Below are 18,351 nucleotides of genomic sequence, written 5' to 3' on the forward strand. Positions count from 1 at the left end.
ACCCTCCGCCTTCGATTAACAGCGTCCACGCCGGGCCAGTCCGATCTGACTAGACGTGTACCGCTACCGACAATCGATTAGGACTCACTCATCTAGTCGGTGCGTTCGAGCAGGGTGATGAACATCGCGTCGGTGCCGTGCCGGTGCGGCCAGAGCTGCACGCTCCCGCCGTCGGCGGGCAGGTCGAGCGGCGAATTCGCGAGGCCCTGGACGACCCCGGCGGTGTCGAGGGTGCGCACCGTGCCGCCCCATTTCTTCAGCGCCGTGGCCACGATCCCCCGGGTCTCGGCGATGTGCGGGGAACAGGTGACGTAGGCCAGGATGCCGCCGGGCTTGAGGGCGCCGAGGGCGGCGTCGATCAGGCCCGACTGCAGGTCGCTGAGCTCCGCGACGTCCCGGGGCAGTTTGCGCCAGCGCGCCTCCGGCCGGCGGCGCAGGGCGCCGAGGCCGGTGCACGGCGCGTCGAGGAGGATCCGGTCGAAGGCCTCGGGGTGGGCATCACCGAAGGTGGTGCCGTCCTCCTCCCAGACGGGGACCGAGGCCGGAACTGCCGCCAGGGCCTTGCGCACGAGCGTCGCCCGGGCGGGGACCAGCTCGTTGGCGACGAGGGTGGCGCCGGCGGCGAGGGCCTCGGCGGCGAGCAGCGCGGCCTTGCCGCCCGGGCCGGCGCAGAGGTCGAGCCAGCGTTCGCCCTGGGCGGCCGGGCGGGCGCGGCTCAGGGCCAGTGCTGCCAGCTGCGAGCCTTCGTCCTGCACCCGGATGCGGCCGTTGTGGTCGTGCATGAGGTGCACCGGGTCTCCGCCGGCGAGCACGAATCCGGTCGGGGAGAACGCGTTGGGCTCGCCGAGGCCGGCCGTCTCCTCGGCGGGCACGAGCCCGGGGAGGGCGACCATGTTCACCCGGGGTGCCGCATTGTCGGCGATCAGCAGGTCTTCCAGTTCGGCTTCGCGCCCCTCAAGTCGCAGGGACTGGCGGAAGGCCCGGACGACCCAGACCGGGTGCGAGTGTTCGATCGCGAGGCGGTCGTCCTCCCCGGTGGCGTCGGCGAGGATCCGCTCCCGCCATTCCTCGGTGCTGGAGCGGGAGATGGTGCGCAGCACCCCGTTGGTGAAACCGGTGGCGGCGCGCGAGCCCACCTGTCTGGCCAGCTCGACCGACTCGTTCACCGCGGCGTGGGTGGCGACCCGGGTCGCGAGGAGTTGGTGGGCGCCGAGCCGCAGCACGTCGAGGATGGCAGGGTCGATCGCGGAGACCGGCCGCCCGGCCGCTTCGGCGATGACCCGGTCGTAGAACCCCTGCATCCGCAGGGTGCCGTAGGTCAGCTCGGTGGCCAGGGCGGCATCCGCCGTGTTCAGGGCGGCCCGTTTGATGCGGGTGGGCAACAGCAGGTTGGCGTAGGCGTCGGATTCGCGCACGGCCGCGATCACCTCGTAGGCGACGCGCCGGGCCGGCTGGACGAAATCGTGTTGCGGGCGCGGGCGTTCCTGCTGCCGGCCCCGGCCGCGCTCGTCGCTCATGAGGCGACCACCTCCGTCGCCGCCACTCCACGCCACCAGTCCGCTGCCCTCATTGCCGTCTTTCCCGCCGGTTGCACCGTGACGAGCTCGAGCGGCTCTGTCCCGGTTCCAATCAGCACTTTCTTGTCGATCTCTCGAATCGAGCCTGCCGGTTGCGGCAGGGCCCCATGGGTCGGGGCGACATCGAGGAGTTTGAGGCGCCCGTCGTTCACCGTGGTGAACGCGCCGGGCTCAGGGGTGACCCCGCGCACCCGGTTGTAGACCGTTTCCGCCGGGGCGGACCAGTCGATCCGGGCGTCATCGAGGGTGAGCTTGGGGGCGAGGGTGACCTCCCCGGCCTGGGCGAGGGCGGTCGCCCGCCCGGCCGCGAGGTCGTCGATCACGCCGAGCAACAGCTGGGCGCCGCTCTCGCTGAGGCCGGCGAGCAGGGTGCCGGCGGTCGCGTGCCGGCCGATCGGCTCCGACTGCTGGGCGAAGACCGCGCCGGCGTCGAGTTCGGGCACCAGCTGGAACACCGCGGCGCCGGTGCGCGCGTCGCCGGCGATCAGCGCGCGCTGCACCGGTGCGGCGCCGCGCCAGCGGGGAAGCAGGGAGAAGTGCAGGTTGATCCAGCCGAGGCGCGGCACGGAGAGCAGCGGTTCCCGGATGAGCCCGCCGTAGGCGACGATCACGCCCAGGTCGGGCGCGAGGTCCGCGATCTCGGCGGTCGCTGCGTCGTCGAGCCGGTTGGTCTTGAGCAGCCGGAGGCCGCGGTCCGTGGCGGCCTGCCCGACCGGGGACGGGGTGAGCGTGCGTTTGCGGCCGAGCGGCGCGTCCGCCCGGGTCACCACGCCGACAAGGTCGTGCGGAGAGTCGGCCAGCAGGGCCAGGCTGGGCACGGCGGCCTGGGGGGTGCCCGCGAAGACGATTTTCATTTAGAGCAGCTCCGGGTCGTCGAATCGTACTTTGAGTGTAGGTGCCGCACGGAACGGAGCGCCCTTCGGCCGCCGCCGCCGGGCCGCGTTCCGCACGATGGCGGCCTTGAGCAGGCGGGCGGCCTCGGCGCCGCTCGCGTAGGGGAAGCGCACGATGCCCCGGACAAGGGGCGGCTCGGTCGCCACCGGGCCGAGCACGTCGAGCCCGGGAACCTGGTCGAGGTCGATGAGGGCCGCCGCGACGTCATCGGCGGTGCCGGTGACGGAGACCACCCGCACGGCGGGCGGGAATCGCAGCTGCCGTCGGTCGGCCAGCTCCGCTGCCGCGTGCGCCTCGGGCTGCCAGGCGTTCAGCGCGCGGGCGAGGGTGCCGCCGACTCCGACGAGCATCACGGGCGCCCCCGGAGCGGCCAATGCCGCCGTGTTGCACCAGGCGCGAAGGCTGTCGTCCCCGACGCGGAGCGACTCGCGGGCGAGCATCCGTTCCCCGTCGAGCAGCAGGATGGCCCGGTAGCCGCCGGCCGGGATCGGCTCGGCGCCGCGGGTCGCGATGACGAGGGCGGGTTCCGCACCGAGCTGCTGCACCTGGTGGTCGCCGTCGGCGATGATGACCCTGGCCCCGGGGAAGGCCCTGCCGAGTTCCTCCGCGGTGCGGCCGGTGCCCAGGGTGACGACCCTGAGCTTCCGGCCCTCGCAGTGCACGCAGCTCCAGTCGGCCGCGAGAGCACCGCACCAGCGGCAGGACGGCAGCGCGGCCGCCGAGGCCAGGCCGAGCGGGCCCTGGCAGGTGGTGCACCGCGCGGCCTTCTTGCAGGTCTGGCAGGCGAGCATAGGTGCGTAGCCGGGGCTCGCCACCTGCACGAGCACGGGCCCGTGCTGGAGGGCCTCCCTGGCTGCCTGCCAGGCGGCGGTCGGGATTCGCGCGGCGCGGGCCTGTTGGTCGGGTTCGGCCTGGAAGTCGGTGGGGATGATCCGGGGGTGCTGGTTCCTGGTGGGGTGCACCTCGCCGAGCCAGCCGAGTTCGACCAGGCGCTGCACCTCCACCGAGCGGGTGTGCCCGAGGAAGATGAGCGCGCAGCCTGCCTGGCCCTGCCTGACCAGCGCGGCGTCCCTGGCGTGCACGTAGGGGCTGAGCTGTTCGCCGTGCAGGGGGTCGCCGTCGTCCCAGAGCGCGATCAGGCCCAGGTCGTGCGTCGGGGCGTAGACGGCGGAGCGGTTGCCCAGGACGATCCGCGGGGCGGGGGCCAGGCAGGCGAGGAAGGCCCGGTAACGGTCGGCGTTGGGCTGGCGGGCGTCGACCCGGCTGACCGTGCCGGCGGGGGCGAGGAGCTCGAGTGCCGCCTGGACCTGGTCCTGGTCGCGGTAGTCGGGGACGACGAGGATGCTGCTCCGACCGGCGGAGAGGGCCGCGACCGCGAGCCCGGCCATCGTGTGCGCCCAGCGCCCGATGGTGTGTCCACCCGGCAGCAGCATCAGCGTCGGCACTGCGGCGACGCAGAGCCGTTTCCGGTCGGCTACGACGGTGTCGAGGCTGTCGGCCGGGTAGTCGGCGAAGGCGTGCGGTGGCGCGGATGCCGGGTCGGTGGTGGCCGGCGCTGCCACGGGGGCCGTCGCATCCGTCGCGTTCGTCGCGTTCGTCGCGTTCGTCGCAGCCATGCCGGCGAGCCAGGCTTTCTCGACCCGCACCTGCCGGGGTGGGACGGCGAGCCGGATGATGTCGCTGGCGTTGCCGGCGGCGCGGTCGGCCACCCGCCTGGCCAGCTTCCAGACCTCGGGGGTGAGTACCGGCGCCTCCGACACGACCGCATCGAGCGGGCTGAGCGCGCCGTGGTAGTCGGGGGTGACCCCGTCGAGGGTCGCCGGATCCGTCCCGGTCGGAGGGACTGCCGTCGCCCCGCCGACGACCTCGATCAGGTACCCGTCGGCCACCCGCCCGGCCGACCGGAGCGGCACGCGCACCCGCACTCCGGGCTGCGCGAGCGCAGCGAGCTCTTCCGGGATGCGGTAGTCGAAGAGGTGGTCGAGCTGCGGCAGGGGCGAATCGATCAGCACCCGTGCCACGAGGCCGGTGCGGGTCATCGCTACAGCCCGGCGGCGCTCTTCAGTTCCTCGACCCGGTCGAGCCGCTCCCAGGTGAAGTCGGGCAGTTCACGGCCGAAGTGGCCGTAGGTGGCCGTCTTGGCGTAGATCGGGCGCAGCAGGTCGAGGGAATGGATGATCGCCGCCGGGCGCAGGTCGAAGACTTCCCGGATCGCGGCGGTGATCTCCCGGTCGGGAAGGGTTCCGGTGCCGAACGTCTCGACGTACAGTCCCACCGGGGAGGCCTTGCCGATGGCGTAGGCGACCTGGATCTCCAGGCGGTCGGCCAATCCGGCGGCCACCGCGTTCTTGGCCACCCAGCGCATGGCGTACGCGGCGGAACGGTCCACCTTCGACGGGTCCTTGCCGCTGAAGGCTCCCCCGCCGTGGCGGCTCGATCCGCCGTAGGTGTCGATGATGATCTTGCGCCCGGTCAGGCCGGCGTCGCCCTGCGGGCCGCCGATCTCGAACCGCCCGGTCGGGTTGATCAGCATGTTCAGGCCCGAGGAGTCGAGGTCGACCCGGTCGAGCACAGGCCGGATGACGAGTTCCTCGACCTCGGCGCGCAGCTGCTCGTTGGAGACGGTCTTGGAGTGCTGGGTGGAGAGCACGACGGTCTCGACGGTGCGCGGGATGATGCCGTCGTAGCCGACGGTGACCTGGGTCTTGCCGTCGGGACGGAGGTAGTCCAGTTCGCCGGATTTGCGCACCTCGGCGAGGCGTTCGGCGAGGCGGTGCGCGATCCAGATCGGGATCGGCATGAGCTCGGGGGTCTCCCGGGTGGCGTAGCCGAACATGATGCCCTGGTCGCCGGCGCCCTGCCGGTCGAAGTCGTCGACGCTCGATTCCTCGCGCCGCTCGAAGGCGTTGTCGACGCCCTGGGCGATGTCGGGCGACTGACCGCCGATGGAGATCTCGACACCGCAGGAACGGCCGTCGAACCACACGTCGGACGAGTCATAGCCGATGTCGGTGATGCACTTGCGCACGATCGAGGGGATCTCGACGTAGGCCTCGGTGGTGACCTCACCGGCGACGTGCACGAGGCCGGTGGTGACGAGCGTCTCCACCGCGACCCGGCTGTGCGGGTCCTCGGCCAGGAGCGCGTCCAGGATGCTGTCGGAGATCTGGTCGCAGATCTTGTCGGGGTGGCCTTCGGTGACTGACTCCGAGGTGAAGAGGCGTAGATCGCTCATCTGGCCCGTCTCTGTTGGTGGTGCGTGTACGTGGGGGAAAACGGCCGCCGCGGACGCGGCCGGCGCGGCACCGGGAAGACCTGCGTTCGGCGCCGAAGACTGTCTGAGCCGAGCCGGTCGGCTCAGCGGTGATCAGCTCAGCGCTGATCAGCTGAGCCCGTGATCAACTCAGCAGGTCAAGGATGCGCTCGGCCACCGACATCTTGCTGCCGGAGACCTCAATCACTATATCTCCGTGACGGTTGAGCACACGGACCTCGTTACGTTCGGAGGCGAAACCCTCGGTCCAGCCCACCCTGTTGAGGACCAGGTAGTCGCAGCCCTTGCGGGCGGCCTTCTCCCGCCCGAGTTCGAGCAGCAAGCCCGGGTCGGCCTCGGTCTCGGCGGCGAAGCCGATGACGATCTGGCCTGGCCTCCGGACGGCGGCCAGTCCGGCGAGGATGTCGGGGTTGCGGACGAGGGTGAGCACGAGGGTATCGCCCGTGTCCACCTTCTTGATCTTCTCGGCGCGCACCTCGGACGGCCGGTAGTCGGCGACTGCCGCCGCCATGATGATGACGTCCGCCTCGGCCGCCGCCTCGGTCATCGTCCGCTCGAGGTCGGCCGCGGAGCTCACGAGGCGAACGTCGACGTTCGCCGGCGCCGGTACCTCCAGGTTGGCGGCGACGAGGACCACGTCAGCCCCGCGGGCGGCGGCCGCCTCGGCCAGGGCGACGCCCTGCTTGCCGCTGGACCGGTTGCCGAGGAACCGCACCGGGTCGAGTGGTTCCCGGGTTCCCCCGGCGGAGATGACGATCCGCTTGCCGGCCAGGTCGCCGGGCGTGCCGCCGCGGTCGGCTGCGGCCAGCGCGGCGAGGGCCGCGGCGACGATCGCGCTCGGCTCTTCCATCCGGCCGGCCCCGGAGTCGGCGCCGGTGAGTCGGCCCGTCCCGGGCCCGACGACGACGACGCCGCGTTCGCGCAGGGTCGCGACGTTCGCCCGGGTGGCGGCGTTGTTCCACATCTCGGTGTGCATCGCCGGCGCGATCACCAGCGGCGCGGTGCTGGCCAGGATGGTGTTCCCGAGCAGGTCGTCGGCCAGGCCGCAGGCGAGTTTGGCGATTGTGTTCGCGGTGGCCGGCGCGACCACGATCAGGTCGGCAGACTGGCCGATCGCCACGTGCCGGACCTCGGCGACCCCTTCGTAGAGGTCGGTGTGCACGGGATTGCGGGAGATGGCCTCGAGGGTGGGTTTGCCGATGAAGCGCAGGGCGGCCGGCGTGGCAACGACGTGCACGGAGTCCCCGCGCAACACAAAAGCGCGCACGATGTTGACGGCCTTATAGGCAGCGATGCCGCCGGTTATCCCGACGACGATCGTGCGACCTGACGACATCCTGCGCGCTCGAGTATGCCCGGTCGACTACTCGACGATGGGGCGGGAGACGAGCTTGTCTTCGTTGATCTCGCGCAGCGCGACCGACAGCGGCTTGTCGTCGACGGTGGAGTCGACCAGCGGTCCGACGTTGTCGAACAGGCTGCCTTCGTGCAGGTCGGCGTAGTAGTCGTTGATCTGACGAGCGCGCTTCGACGCGAAAACCACGAGGGCGTACTTGGAGTCGACCTTGGTCAGCAGGTCGTCGATGGGCGGGTCAATGATGCCAGTGGGCTTGTTGGCCATTGGTGTCACTCCTTCAGAGCGGTTCGTGCTGCGGGGTGGTGTCGCAGCGGGTATCGGTGGTGCGGGTGACGCTGGATCGGCTGGACGCGCGAGTGTCGGCGCGTCTCAAACACGAAAAATCGGGCGCTAAGGCAGCTGGGGTGCCCGGCGCAGATTCATCAAGTCTACGACCTCCCGGGCGGCCTCGGCCACGTCGTGGTTGACGACACGATAATCGAACTCCTCTTGGGCGGCCAATTCGAGCTTGGCGGTCTCCAGGCGACGGGCCTGCTCGGCCGGGCTTTCGGTGCCGCGGCCGATCAGGCGGCGCACCAATTCGTCCCAGGTCGGCGGCAGGAGGAAGACGAGCCGCGCCTCCGGCATCGAGCGTCGCACGGCGCGGGCGCCCTGGATGTCGATCTCGAGCAGAACGCTGTCGCCGCGCGCCAGCGCCGCTTCGACCGGACCGCGCGGGGTGCCATAACGGTACGCGTTGTGCACGACCGCCCATTCGAGGAGTTCCCCGGCCTCGACCATCCGGTCGAATTCAGCGTCGTCGACGAAGAAGTAGCTCACTCCCTCGATCTCCCCCGGCCGCGGCGCCCTGGTGGTGGCCGAGACGGACAACAGCACCTGGGGATAGTGCTCCCGGATGTACCCGGCCACGGTTCCCTTGCCCACGGCTGTCGGCCCGGCGAGCACGACGAGCCGGGCAGAGGATGCGCCCCGGCGAACCCTCGACCTGCTCGACAGGAAGCCCCGCAACCGGTCGCGCTGGTGCTTGCCCAGGCCGCCGAGGCGCTTGGAGGGCGAGATCTCCAGCTGGCTCATGATGCGTCGCATCTTGGTGACGCCGATTGCCGGGATGCTGATCAGGAACTCGGTAACGCGCAGGCGTCCCTCGACGCCGTCGGGGCTGTTGATCGCCGTGGACAGCACCTCGAGGGCCGAGCGCTTTTCGTGCGCGATTTGGTCTTTCACGGCCGCGCGGGCGCGCCTGGCGGCCACGGCGGCGCGCGAGGCCGCGACCCGGTCGACGTCGGGTGGGGTAGGGCGATTCTCAGCCACGGGCCGCTCCAGCTTCAAGTACTCGGCGCGCTATCGTCTCGGCAATTCGGCGGGGACCGGCCGAAAGAACGCTACGCGATTCACTCACGATAACGCCTTGAGCGTACCCCCCGTACAAGTTCCTCACATCCGCTACTTTCGCGCCCTGGTGTCCGAAGCCCGGGGCCAGGATCGGAGTGATCGCCCGGGCCGGTGCGACGGCCAGGTCGACCCCGAATGCGGCCAGGTCGAGGGTGGCGCCGAGCACGACTCCGAGGGAGCCGATCGTGTGCGCCGGGTGCTCCGCGTTCCGCGCAGCGACGTCCTGGAAGATCGCGCCGGCGACCGTGAGGCCGGCCTGTCCCCCGCCGGCCACGACCGCCTGCTGGATCGCCTCAGCCTCCGGGTTCGAGGTGGCGGCGAGCAGGAAGAGCCCTTTGCTCTCCCGCTCGGCCTGGCCGATGACGGCGGCCAGTGAGCCGACGCCCATGTACGCGTTCACCGTGATGGCGTCCACCTCGAGCGGCGAGCCGCCGCTGAGCCAGGCCTGCCCGTAGGCCTCGGCGCTGGTGCCGAGGTCGCCGCGCTTGACGTCGGCGATGACGAGGAGACCGGCGGCGCGGGCATCCGCCAGCACGCGTTCGAGCGCTGCGTAGCCGGCCGAGCCGAATCGCTCGTAGAAGGCGACCTGCGGCTTGACGATTCCCGCCTGTCCGGCGCAGGCCTCGACCACCGTGCGCCCGAAGGACTCGGCGCCGGCGGCGGAATCCGGCAACCCCCAGTCGGTCAGGAGCCAGGCGTGAGGGTCGATCCCCACGCACAACGGGCCGCGCGCGGTGAAGACCGCGTCCAGGCGGTCCCCGAACGACAAGGCGGTAGCCGCGGACGGATCGTGGCTCACAGGGCGTTCGTCCGGGTGGTGGCGTATTCCTGCAGCGAGGTCACCTCGAAGCCCCCGCGGATGGCGTCGATCGATGCGACGGCGGCGCTCAGCTCGGCGATCGTCGTGAACAGCGGCAGGTCGCCGGCGACGGCGGCGGCGCGGATCTCGTAGCCGTCGGCGCGCGCGGTGCGACCGCCGGGGGTGTTGATGACGATCTGCACCTCCTCACGGCGGATCAGCTCGACGATCGACACGTCGTCAGGGCCGCTCTTCTCGCTGAACTTGGTCACGATCCGGGCGCGGATTCCGTTGCGCTGGAGAACCTCCGCGGTGCCCTCCGTCGCGGCGATCTCGTAGCCGAGTTGTTGCATCCGCAGCATCGGCAGGATGATGGCCCGCTTGTCCCGGTCGGAAACCGAGACGAAGACCGTTCCACTGAGCGGGATTCCGCCGTAAGCGGCGAGCTGGCTCTTCGCGAAAGCCCGAGGGAAGTCCCGGTCGATGCCCATGACCTCGCCGGTGGAGCGCATCTCCGGGCCCAGTACGGAGTCGACGACCAGGCCGGCCGGGGTGCGGAACCGGTTGAACGGGAGCACGGCCTCCTTGACGGCGACCGGAGATTCCATCGGCACCCGGGAACCGTCGACGAGGGGAAGTTTGCCCTCGGCCTTGAGTTCGGCGATGGTCTTGCCCACCATGATCAGCGACGCGGCCTTGGCGAGGGTGATGCCCAGGGCCTTGGCGACGAACGGCACCGTGCGGGAGGCGCGCGGGTTGGCCTCGAGCACGTAGAGCACCCCCGCCCCGATGGCGAACTGCACGTTGAGCAGGCCGCGCACGCCGATGCCCCTGGCGATGCCGAGCGTGGCCTCGCGGACGCGGTCGATTTCGGCGCGGCCGAGGGTCACCGGCGGGAGGGTGCAGCTGGAGTCGCCGGAGTGGATGCCGGCCTCCTCGATGTGCTCCATCACACCGCCGATGTACAGCTCGGTGCCGTCGAAGATGGCGTCGACGTCGATTTCGATCGCGTCGTCGAGGAAACGGTCCACGAGCAGCGGATGCGACGGGCCGATGATGCCCTGGCCGGCCATCCTGGTGAAGTAGTCGGCCAGCGAGGCACTGTCGTAAATGATCTCCATGCCCCGGCCGCCGAGCACGTAGCTCGGCCGAACGAGCACCGGGTAGCCGATCTCCTCCGCGACGACGACGGCGCCGGCGAAGTCGGTCGCCACGCCGTTGCGCGGCGCGAGCAGGCCGGCCTGGTCGAGGATGCCGGAGAACAGTCCGCGCTCCTCGGCGAGGTCGATGGCGGCCGGCGAGGTGCCCAGGATGGGGATCCCCGCGGCCTCGAGGCCCTTGGCCAGGCCGAGCGCCGTCTGGCCGCCGAGCTGAACGACCACGCCGACGAGTTCGCCGCTCTGGCTCTCCGCGTGGATCACCTCGAGCACGTCCTCGAGGGTGAGCGGCTCGAAGTAGAGCCGGTCGGAGGTGTCGTAGTCGGTGGAGACCGTCTCGGGATTGCAGTTGATCATGATGGTCTCGTAGCCGGCCTCCGAGAGCGCGAAGGAGGCGTGCACGCAGGAGTAGTCGAACTCGACGCCCTGCCCGATCCGGTTCGGGCCGGAGCCGAGGATGACGACCTTCCGGCGGTCGCTGGGCACGACCTCGGTCTCCTGGTCGTAGCTGGAGTAGTGGTACGGGGTGAGCGCGGGGAATTCCCCGGCGCAGGTGTCGACGGTCTTGAAGACCGGGCGCACGCCGAGGATGTGCCGGACCTTGCGCACATCCGCTTCCCCGAAGCCGCGGAGCTCGCCGATCTGGGCGTCGGAGAAGCCGTGGTCCTTCGCGGTGAGGAGGATGTCGGTGTCGAGGCGCTCGGCCGCGGCGATCTCGGCGGCGATCTCGTTGATCAGCACGATCTGGTCGATGAACCAGGGGTCGATCTTCGTGGATTCGAAGACCTGCTCGATGGTCGCGCCCTTGCGGAGCGCCTGCTGCACCGTGACGATGCGGCCGTCGGTGGGTACGGCGGCGATGAGGAGCAACTCCTCGAGGCTGCGGGTTTCGGCGCCCCAGTGGAACGAGGAGCCGCGCTTCTCCAGCGAGCGGAGCGCCTTCTGCAGCGCCGAGGCGTAGTTGCGGCCGATCGCCATGGCCTCGCCGACGGACTTCATGGTGGTGGTGAGGCGGGGATCGGCGGCCGGGAACTTCTCGAAAGCGAACCGGGGCACCTTCACCACGACGTAGTCGAGGGTGGGCTCGAAACTGGCCGGGGTGACCCCGGTGATGTCGTTGGGGATTTCGTCGAGCCGGTAGCCGAGCGCGAGCTTGGCGGCGATCTTCGCGATCGGGAAGCCGGTGGCCTTGCTGGCGAGGGCCGAGGACCGGGACACCCGCGGGTTCATCTCGATCACGATGATGCGCCCGTCGGCCGGGTTGATCGCGAACTGGATGTTGCAGCCGCCGGTGTCGACGCCGACGGCGCGGATGATGTCGATGCTGAGGTCGCGCAGCTTCTGGTATTCGCGGTCGGTCAGGGTCAGGGCGGGGGCGACGGTGATCGAGTCACCGGTGTGCACCCCGACCGGGTCGACGTTTTCGATCGAGCAGACGACGACCGTGTTGTCGGCCGTGTCGCGCATCATCTCGAGCTCGTATTCCTTCCAGCCGAGGATGGATTCCTCGAGGAGGACCTCTGTGGTCGGGCTGTGGTGAAGGCCGTCGACGACGATCCGGCGCAGCTCCGCCTCGGTGTACGCGAAGCCGGAGCCGAGGCCGCCCATGGTGAAGGAGGGGCGCACGACGAGCGGGTAGCCGAGGTCTTCCGCGAACGCGACGGCTTCATCGACGGTGTGCGCGATGTGGGAGCGGGCGACGCCGCCGCCGAGGTCCTGCACGAGCTGTTTGAAGATCTGGCGGTCTTCGCCCTTCTGGATCGCGCCGAACGACGCGCCGATGAGTTCGACGTCGTACTTCTCGAGGATGCCGCGCTCATGCAGCGCGATGGCCGCGTTCAGGGCGGTCTGGCCGCCGAGGGTCGGCAGGATCGCATCCGGGCGTTCCTTGGCGATGATCGTCTCGAGGATCTCGGGGGTGATCGGTTCGATGTAGGTGGCGTCGGCGAAGTCGGGGTCGGTCATGATCGTGGCCGGGTTGGAGTTGACGAGGATCACCCGCACCCCCTCCGCCCGCAGCACACGGCAGGCCTGGGTGCCTGAGTAGTCGAACTCGCAGGCCTGGCCGATCACGATCGGTCCGCTTCCGATGACAAGGACGCTGTTGATGTCGTCGCGCTTGGGCATTACTTGGCGTCTCCTGCTCCGGCGGCCGCGATATGGGCGACCACCACGTCCCTGAACCTGTCGAAAAGATACTCGGCGTCGTGCGGGCCGGCCGCCGACTCCGGGTGGTACTGCACCGAGAACGCGGGGATGTCGAGGCAGCGGATGCCCTCGACCACCTGGTCGTTGAGGCTGTAGTGGCTCACTTCGACCCGGCCGAACCCGGTGCGGGAGTCGCTGATCCCGTCGATCGGCATGTCGACGGCGAAGCCGTGGTTCTGCGAGGTGATCTCCACCCGGCCCGTGGTCTTGTCGAGCACGGGCTGGTTGATTCCGCGGTGCCCGAACGGCAGCTTGTAGGTGCGGAAGCCGAGGGCCCGGCCGAGGAGCTGGTTGCCGAAGCAGATGCCGAAGTACGGCACACCCGCGCGGAGCACCTCCTGGAGGAGGGTGACGTGGGCGTCGGAGGCGGCCGGGTCGCCGGGGCCGTTGGAGAAGAACACGGCGGACGGGTCCAGCGAGAGCACGTGCTCCGCGGTGACCGATTGCGGGAGCACGAGCACTTCGAAGCCGCGCTCGGCGAGGTGGTTCAGGGTGGAGGTCTTCACGCCGAGGTCGAGCACGGCGACCGAGCCGATCCGCTCCCCCTTGGCGGGCACCGAGAACGGTTCGACCGTCGACACCTCGTCGGAGAGGTTGCGTCCGCGCATGGCCTGGCCGGAACGCACCAGTTCGAGCTGCTCCCCGTCGGAGAGAGTGAAGGCGTCGCCGGAGAAGATGCCGGAGCGCATGGCGCCGGCCGAGCGGATGTGCCGGGTGATCGCCCGGGTGTCGATTCCGCTGATCCCGACCACGCCACCGTCTTCGAGGTCGTCGTCCAGGCGCCGGGTCGAGCGGAAGTTGGAGGCGATCCGGGCGGGTTCGCGCACAACGAAACCGGACACCCAGATCCGGCGGGACTCCATGTCCTCGTCGTTCGCGCCGGTGTTGCCGATGTGCGGCGCCGTCATCAGCACGATCTGCCCGGCGTAGGACGGGTCGGTGAGGGTCTCCTGGTATCCGGTCATCCCGGTGGCGAAGACGATCTCGCCGAGGGTCCGTCCGCGGCTGCCGTAGGCACGGCCGACGAAGCGGCGCCCGTCCTCGAGCACGAGCACGGCGGGATCCGTCGTGCGGGTGTTCGGCCTGCCGGTGTCCGGGTGGTCCAGGGTCGCTGCGTTGCTCACGCTACGCCTCGCTTTCGTCGTGCGCGGCCGGGCTGAGGGCTCCGGCAGCAATGGTTCGGATCGCGTCGTTCACGGTGGCGCGGTCGCTGGGGTCGATGATGCGGAAGTAGCTGTCGACGATCTCGCCGGTCTCGGCGGCCGGGGCGTTCAGCCGCCAGCCGAGCAGGAGCAGACCGTCTGATTCGACGGCCCGATCGATGGTCCAGGTGGCGGCTTCGAGCAATTCGATGGCGTCGGCCGGGATGAACACGACTTCCTCGCCGGCGAGGGAGAGGAGGACACCGGCCTCGGTGACGGTGACGACGGCCCTGGCCCGGAAGCCGAGCCCGCGGATGTTCAGGCGTTCGAGGGGTGTCCCCCGCCGGGTGGTGGCGACATAGAAGGCCGCCGCCGAAGCCAGCTCCGGGGTGGTCTCTCCGGGCAGCGGGTAACCGGCCGGCAGGGCGGCGTCGCGGCGTCCGCGGGCGCGCCAGCTGCGAATCATCAGGGCGAGCAGCCCCAGCAGCACGAGCGCGGTGATGACCGTGGGGATGGTCCTATCCATGGTTGTTCTCCCGTTCCGACGTGATTTCGGCGGCCGGTCGCAGTGCGCCGTCCAGCACCGTCGCGTAGCCGCGGTGGAACGTCGCGCGCACCCGGCCGGGGAGCGTCATGCTCAGATACGGCGAGTTGGTTCCCTTGCCGGCGAGGTCGGCCCGCCCGAAGACCCGGCTGGCGGCCGGGTCGTAGAGGGTGAGCTCCGCCGGGGCACCGACGACGAGTCCCTGGCCCTGGCCGGTGACCCGGCCGATCCGCGCGGGCGTGGCCGAGAGCACCCGTGCAATGTCTGCCCAGTCGAGCAGTCCACTCCGGACCACGGCGGCGTGCACGACGGACAGGGCCGATTCGAGGCCGACCATGCCGTTGGCCGCGGCATCCCATTCGCAGTCCTTGGCCTCGACCGGGTGCGGGGCGTGGTCGGTGGCGACGATGTCGATGGTGCCGTCGGCGAGCCCCGCGCGCAGCGCCTCGACGTCTTCGCGGCGACGCAGCGGCGGGTTGACCTTGAACCGGGCGTCGTAGCCACGCACGAGGTCTTCGGTCAGCAGCAGGTGGTGCGGGGTGGCCTCGGCGGTCACGTTGATGCCGCGGGCCTTCGCCCAGCGGATGACGTCGACGGACCCGGCGGTGGAGACGTGGCACACGTGCAGGCGGGAACCGACGTGCTCGGCGAGCAGCACGTCGCGCGCGATGATCGACTCCTCGGCGACCGCGGGCCAGCCGGCCAGTCCCAGTTCGCTGGACAGCGCGCCCTCGTTCATCTGGGCCTTCTCGGTGAGCCGCGGCTCCTGCGCGTGCTGCGCGATGACGCCGTCGAACGCCTTGACGTATTCGAGGGCCCGGCGCATCAGGAGCGGGTCGGCGACGCAGAACCCGTCATCGGAGAACACCCGCACGCGCGCCCGGCTGGTCGCCATGGCGCCGAGTTCGGCCAGCCGCTCCCCCGCGAGGCCGACGGTCACGGCGCCGATCGGCTGCACGGTGACGTAGCCGGCCTGGTCGCCGAGTGCGAGGACCTGTTCGACGACACCGGCGGTGTCCTGCACCGGGGAGGTGTTGGCCATGGCGAAGACGCTGGTGAAACCGCCGATTGCGGCGGCCCGACTGCCGGTCAGGATGGTTTCGCTCTGCTCGTAGCCCGGCTCGCGGAGGTGGGTGTGCAGGTCGACGAGCCCGGGCAGGGCGATCAGCCCGTCGGCGTCGACCGTGGTGGCGCCGGCGCGGGAGAGGCCGGAGCCGATCTCGGCGATCCGTCCGCCGGCCAGGACGAGGTCGGTCCGGGTGCCGTCGGGGAGCCTGGCGCCCCGGATGAGCCAGGACGTGCCTGGAGTGCTATCGCTGGGCATTTAGGAATCCTCCCGGTCACCGGACATAAGCAGGTACAGCGCCGCCATCCGCACGGAAACCCCGTTCGCCACCTGTTCGAGCACAGTCGAGGCGGCCGAATCGGCAGCCGCCGAAGAGATCTCGAGGCCGCGGTTCATCGGGCCGGGGTGCATGACAATGCTAGTCGGAGCCAGCCGGGCGAATCGCTCGTCATCGAGGCCCCAGCGGCGCGAATACTCGCGGCTGTTCGGGAAGAAGGCCGCGTTCATCCGTTCGGCCTGGATCCGCAGCATCATGATCACGTCGGGCTTCGCGGCGATCGCCGCGTCGAGGTCGAACCCGACGGCGGCGGGCCAGCCGGACATGTCCATCGGCAGCAGGGTCGGCGGGGCGACGAAGGTCACTCCCGCGCCGAGTGTGGTGAGCAGCCACAGGTTGGAGCGGGCCACCCGGGAGTGCAGCACGTCACCGACGATGGTGACGCTCACCCCGTCGAGGCCCTTGCCGCGGGAGGCGGGGCCGTGCAGCCGGCGGCGGATCGTGAACGCGTCGAGCAGCGCCTGGGTGGGGTGTTCGTGGGTGCCGTCGCCGGCGTTGATGATGCCGGCGTCGATCCAGCCGCTGGCGGCGAGCACCTCGGGGGCGCCGGAGGCCGGGTGACGGATGACGACGCCGTCGGCTCCCATCGCGGCCAGGGTCTGTGCGGTGTCCTTGAGGCTCTCGCCCTTCGACACGCTCGACCCCTTCGCGCTGAAGTTGATCACGTCGGCGCTGAGCCGTTTGGCGGCGGCCTCGAAGGAGATCCGGGTTCGGGTGGAGTCCTCGAAGAAGAGGTTCACCACGGTCTTGCCGCGCAACGTGGGCAGTTTCTTGACCTCACGGTTGGCGACGTCGGCCATGTCCTCGGCGATGTCGAGCAGCCGGATCGCGTCGGGGCGGGCGAGCCCCTTGGTCGAGAGCAGGTGCTTCATCGGGCGGCCGCCTCGTCGTGGTCGATCGCGGTACCGCCGTCGATGCTGACGAACTCGTCGCCGTCGACCTCGAGCAGGTGCAGGTTGATCCGCTCGTCCGTGGAGCTGGGCAGGTTCTTGCCGACGAAGTCCGCTCGGATCGGCAGTTCGCGATGACCGCGGTCGACGAGCACGGCGAGCCGCACGATCGTGGGGCGACCGTGGTCGCCGAGCGCGTCGAGGGCGGCGCGGATGGTGCGACCGGAGTAGAGCACGTCGTCGACGAGCACGACCGTGGCACCGTCGATGCTGCCGGGAACCAGGGTGCGGGACGGGGTCCGGGTGCGAGTGTGGGCCAGGTCGTCACGGTACATGGTGACGTCGAGGGAGCCGACGCGCACATCCGTCGCCGCGGGCTCGATCCGCTGGATCGTCTCGGCGATCCGCTGGGCGAGCACGACGCCCCTGGTCGGGATGCCCAGGATCACCAGCTTGTCGGGGCCTCGATTGGACTCCAGGATCTCGTGCGAGATCCGAGTCAACGCTCGGGCAATGTCAGCCTGGTTCAGCACGGTGCGTGCCATAAACCGGACCTCCTTCCCCGCCTCACCGGACGGCTGTTAAAGGATGTCTATTGGGGCCAGCCTAGCAGCGCGCCGGCCGGTGTCCGTCCGCCGCCGCTGAGCGCCTCGCTGAGCGCCTCGCTGAGCGCCTCAGCGCAGCGGCTTCACGGCCTGGATCGTGTAGCTCAACGGCGCGACCCCGGCCAACGCGTCGAGGGCGTACTCGCCGTCGCCGCGCTGAAGCATCTGTCCGGGCAGCGCCTCCCACGGAACGCTGTCGTGTTCGACAAGCATGGTGAGGTTGAGGCCCGCGCCCAGCAGCGCGGTCACGATCTCGCCGAGACCGTGGTTCCACTCGAACGTTTTTGTGGCCGTGATCGGCCGGCCGGTCTCGACATAGCTGGAGTCGTCGTCCCATTCGAGCGGCTCCTCCTGCTCGAAGTAGGGAAAACGCAGGTGCAGGTCGTCGGCGATTCTCTCGTCCATGGTCCACAGGATCGGATGGCCCTCACGCAGGAAGAGCCGGCCGCCCGGCGCCAACAGCCCGCCCACCACGGCCGCCCAGCGGTCGATGCTGGGCAGCCAGCAGAGCGCCCCGATTCCCGTGTAGACGAGATCGAAGGTCTCCGGCTCGAGTACCGACAGGGCCGAGTAGACATCCGACTCGACGAAGTCGACCTGGTCGCCGGTTTCCGCGACGAGGGCGCGCGCCTCCGCAAGGGCCACCGGGGAGAAGTCCAGTCCCGTGACGCGCGCACCGAGTCTGGCCAGGGAGAGCGTGTCAGTTCCGATGTGGCACTGCAGGTGCACCGTGCGCAGCCCTGCGATATCGTCAAGCCGGTCGAGGTCGAAGCGCACGATTTCCGACAGGAGTCCGGGGTCGTCGACATAGCGCTGCACGTGGTAGCCCAGTCCGTTTCGCGCGGCGTGGGCCGCGGCGCGATCGTCCCAGTTGGCGCGATTCGTGTCCAGATGGTGCTGCATGGTCGTCCTCTTGCCGCTCGGGGTCGGCGAGCCCACCAGACTACGTGGCCGCGTCCCCTCCGTGCCGCCGAATATTGAATGCGAAATTCGATCAAAGAAACCCGAGCAATACTCGTATCTTTGTTCGAATTATGGTATTCTGGGGTCATGGCAGGAACCCCTGATCCCAGTGCCACCACCGCCTTCACCGAGGCGGATGCCGGCTG

15 protein-coding genes are annotated in these 18,351 nt (G+C 70.1%); all 15 read right to left on the bottom strand.

Annotation, left to right across the window (positions count from 1 at the left end; all coding sequences use genetic code 11):
- Positions 1-92: 92 nt before the first annotated feature.
- The 15 genes from E3O48_RS04925 to E3O48_RS04995 all read right to left on the bottom strand — a co-directional run bounded on the left by E3O48_RS04925 (position 93) and on the right by E3O48_RS04995 (position 18,145).
- Entirely contained in the window at positions 93-1,517 is a 1,425-nt protein-coding gene (locus tag E3O48_RS04925; RefSeq protein WP_134537521.1) for an RsmB/NOP family class I SAM-dependent RNA methyltransferase, read from the bottom strand.
- On the bottom strand, positions 1,514-2,431 hold the full coding sequence (fmt, locus tag E3O48_RS04930; protein ID WP_134537522.1) for a methionyl-tRNA formyltransferase: 918 nt from the start codon (positions 2,429-2,431) through the stop codon (positions 1,514-1,516). Before fmt ends, E3O48_RS04925 begins: the two co-directional genes overlap by 4 nt.
- Entirely contained in the window at positions 2,432-4,510 is a 2,079-nt protein-coding gene (locus E3O48_RS04935; RefSeq protein ID WP_134537523.1) for a primosomal protein N', read from the bottom strand. It abuts the gene before it with no gap.
- Positions 4,511-4,512: 2 nt separating this feature from the next.
- Positions 4,513-5,706 (bottom strand): methionine adenosyltransferase, encoded by a 1,194-nt coding sequence (gene metK / locus E3O48_RS04940; protein ID WP_134537524.1) that lies wholly within the window; start codon positions 5,704-5,706, stop codon positions 4,513-4,515.
- Positions 5,707-5,869: 163 nt separating this feature from the next.
- A complete protein-coding gene (gene coaBC, locus E3O48_RS04945; protein WP_134537525.1) occupies positions 5,870-7,081 on the bottom strand; it encodes a bifunctional phosphopantothenoylcysteine decarboxylase/phosphopantothenate--cysteine ligase CoaBC in 1,212 nt (403 codons plus the stop codon).
- A gap of 27 nt (positions 7,082-7,108) precedes the next feature.
- The gene (gene rpoZ / locus E3O48_RS04950; protein ID WP_134506697.1) at positions 7,109-7,366 is read right to left on the bottom strand and encodes a DNA-directed RNA polymerase subunit omega; all 258 of its coding nucleotides are present in this window, start codon (positions 7,364-7,366) and stop codon (positions 7,109-7,111) included.
- 126 nt (positions 7,367-7,492) lie between these two features.
- Positions 7,493-8,413: a guanylate kinase gene (gene gmk, locus E3O48_RS04955; RefSeq protein WP_134537526.1), complete on the bottom strand. Its 921-nt coding sequence runs from the start codon at positions 8,411-8,413 to the stop codon at positions 7,493-7,495.
- Entirely contained in the window at positions 8,406-9,263 is an 858-nt protein-coding gene (gene pyrF / locus E3O48_RS04960) for an orotidine-5'-phosphate decarboxylase (protein WP_241982405.1), read from the bottom strand. The genes gmk and pyrF overlap by 8 nt, the downstream gene beginning before the upstream one ends.
- Positions 9,264-9,289: 26 nt before the next feature.
- Positions 9,290-12,577, bottom strand: coding sequence for a carbamoyl-phosphate synthase large subunit (gene carB / locus E3O48_RS04965; protein ID WP_134537527.1), 3,288 nt, complete (start codon positions 12,575-12,577; stop codon positions 9,290-9,292).
- Entirely contained in the window at positions 12,577-13,713 is a 1,137-nt protein-coding gene (gene carA, locus E3O48_RS04970; RefSeq protein ID WP_134506931.1) for a glutamine-hydrolyzing carbamoyl-phosphate synthase small subunit, read from the bottom strand. The genes carB and carA overlap by 1 nt, the downstream gene beginning before the upstream one ends.
- Positions 13,714-13,783: 70 nt before the next feature.
- Positions 13,784-14,326 carry a hypothetical protein gene (locus E3O48_RS04975; RefSeq protein WP_134537528.1) on the bottom strand — a complete coding sequence of 181 codons (543 nt, stop codon included), beginning with the start codon at positions 14,324-14,326 and terminating at the stop codon, positions 13,784-13,786.
- Entirely contained in the window at positions 14,319-15,668 is a 1,350-nt protein-coding gene (locus tag E3O48_RS04980; protein WP_134537529.1) for a dihydroorotase, read from the bottom strand. The genes E3O48_RS04975 and E3O48_RS04980 overlap by 8 nt, the downstream gene beginning before the upstream one ends.
- Positions 15,669-16,619, bottom strand: coding sequence for an aspartate carbamoyltransferase catalytic subunit (locus E3O48_RS04985; protein WP_134537530.1), 951 nt, complete (start codon positions 16,617-16,619; stop codon positions 15,669-15,671). It abuts the gene before it with no gap.
- Positions 16,616-17,182: a bifunctional pyr operon transcriptional regulator/uracil phosphoribosyltransferase PyrR gene (gene pyrR / locus E3O48_RS04990; protein ID WP_134537531.1), complete on the bottom strand. Its 567-nt coding sequence runs from the start codon at positions 17,180-17,182 to the stop codon at positions 16,616-16,618. The genes E3O48_RS04985 and pyrR overlap by 4 nt, the downstream gene beginning before the upstream one ends.
- Before the next feature lie 129 nt (positions 17,183-17,311).
- Positions 17,312-18,145 carry a bifunctional 2-polyprenyl-6-hydroxyphenol methylase/3-demethylubiquinol 3-O-methyltransferase UbiG gene (locus tag E3O48_RS04995; RefSeq protein WP_134537532.1) on the bottom strand — a complete coding sequence of 278 codons (834 nt, stop codon included), beginning with the start codon at positions 18,143-18,145 and terminating at the stop codon, positions 17,312-17,314.
- Positions 18,146-18,351 lie beyond the last annotated feature (206 nt).

The organism is Cryobacterium sp. HLT2-28 (assembly GCF_004402495.1).
In the GTDB taxonomy this organism is placed as follows: domain Bacteria; phylum Actinomycetota; class Actinomycetes; order Actinomycetales; family Microbacteriaceae; genus Cryobacterium; species Cryobacterium mannosilyticum.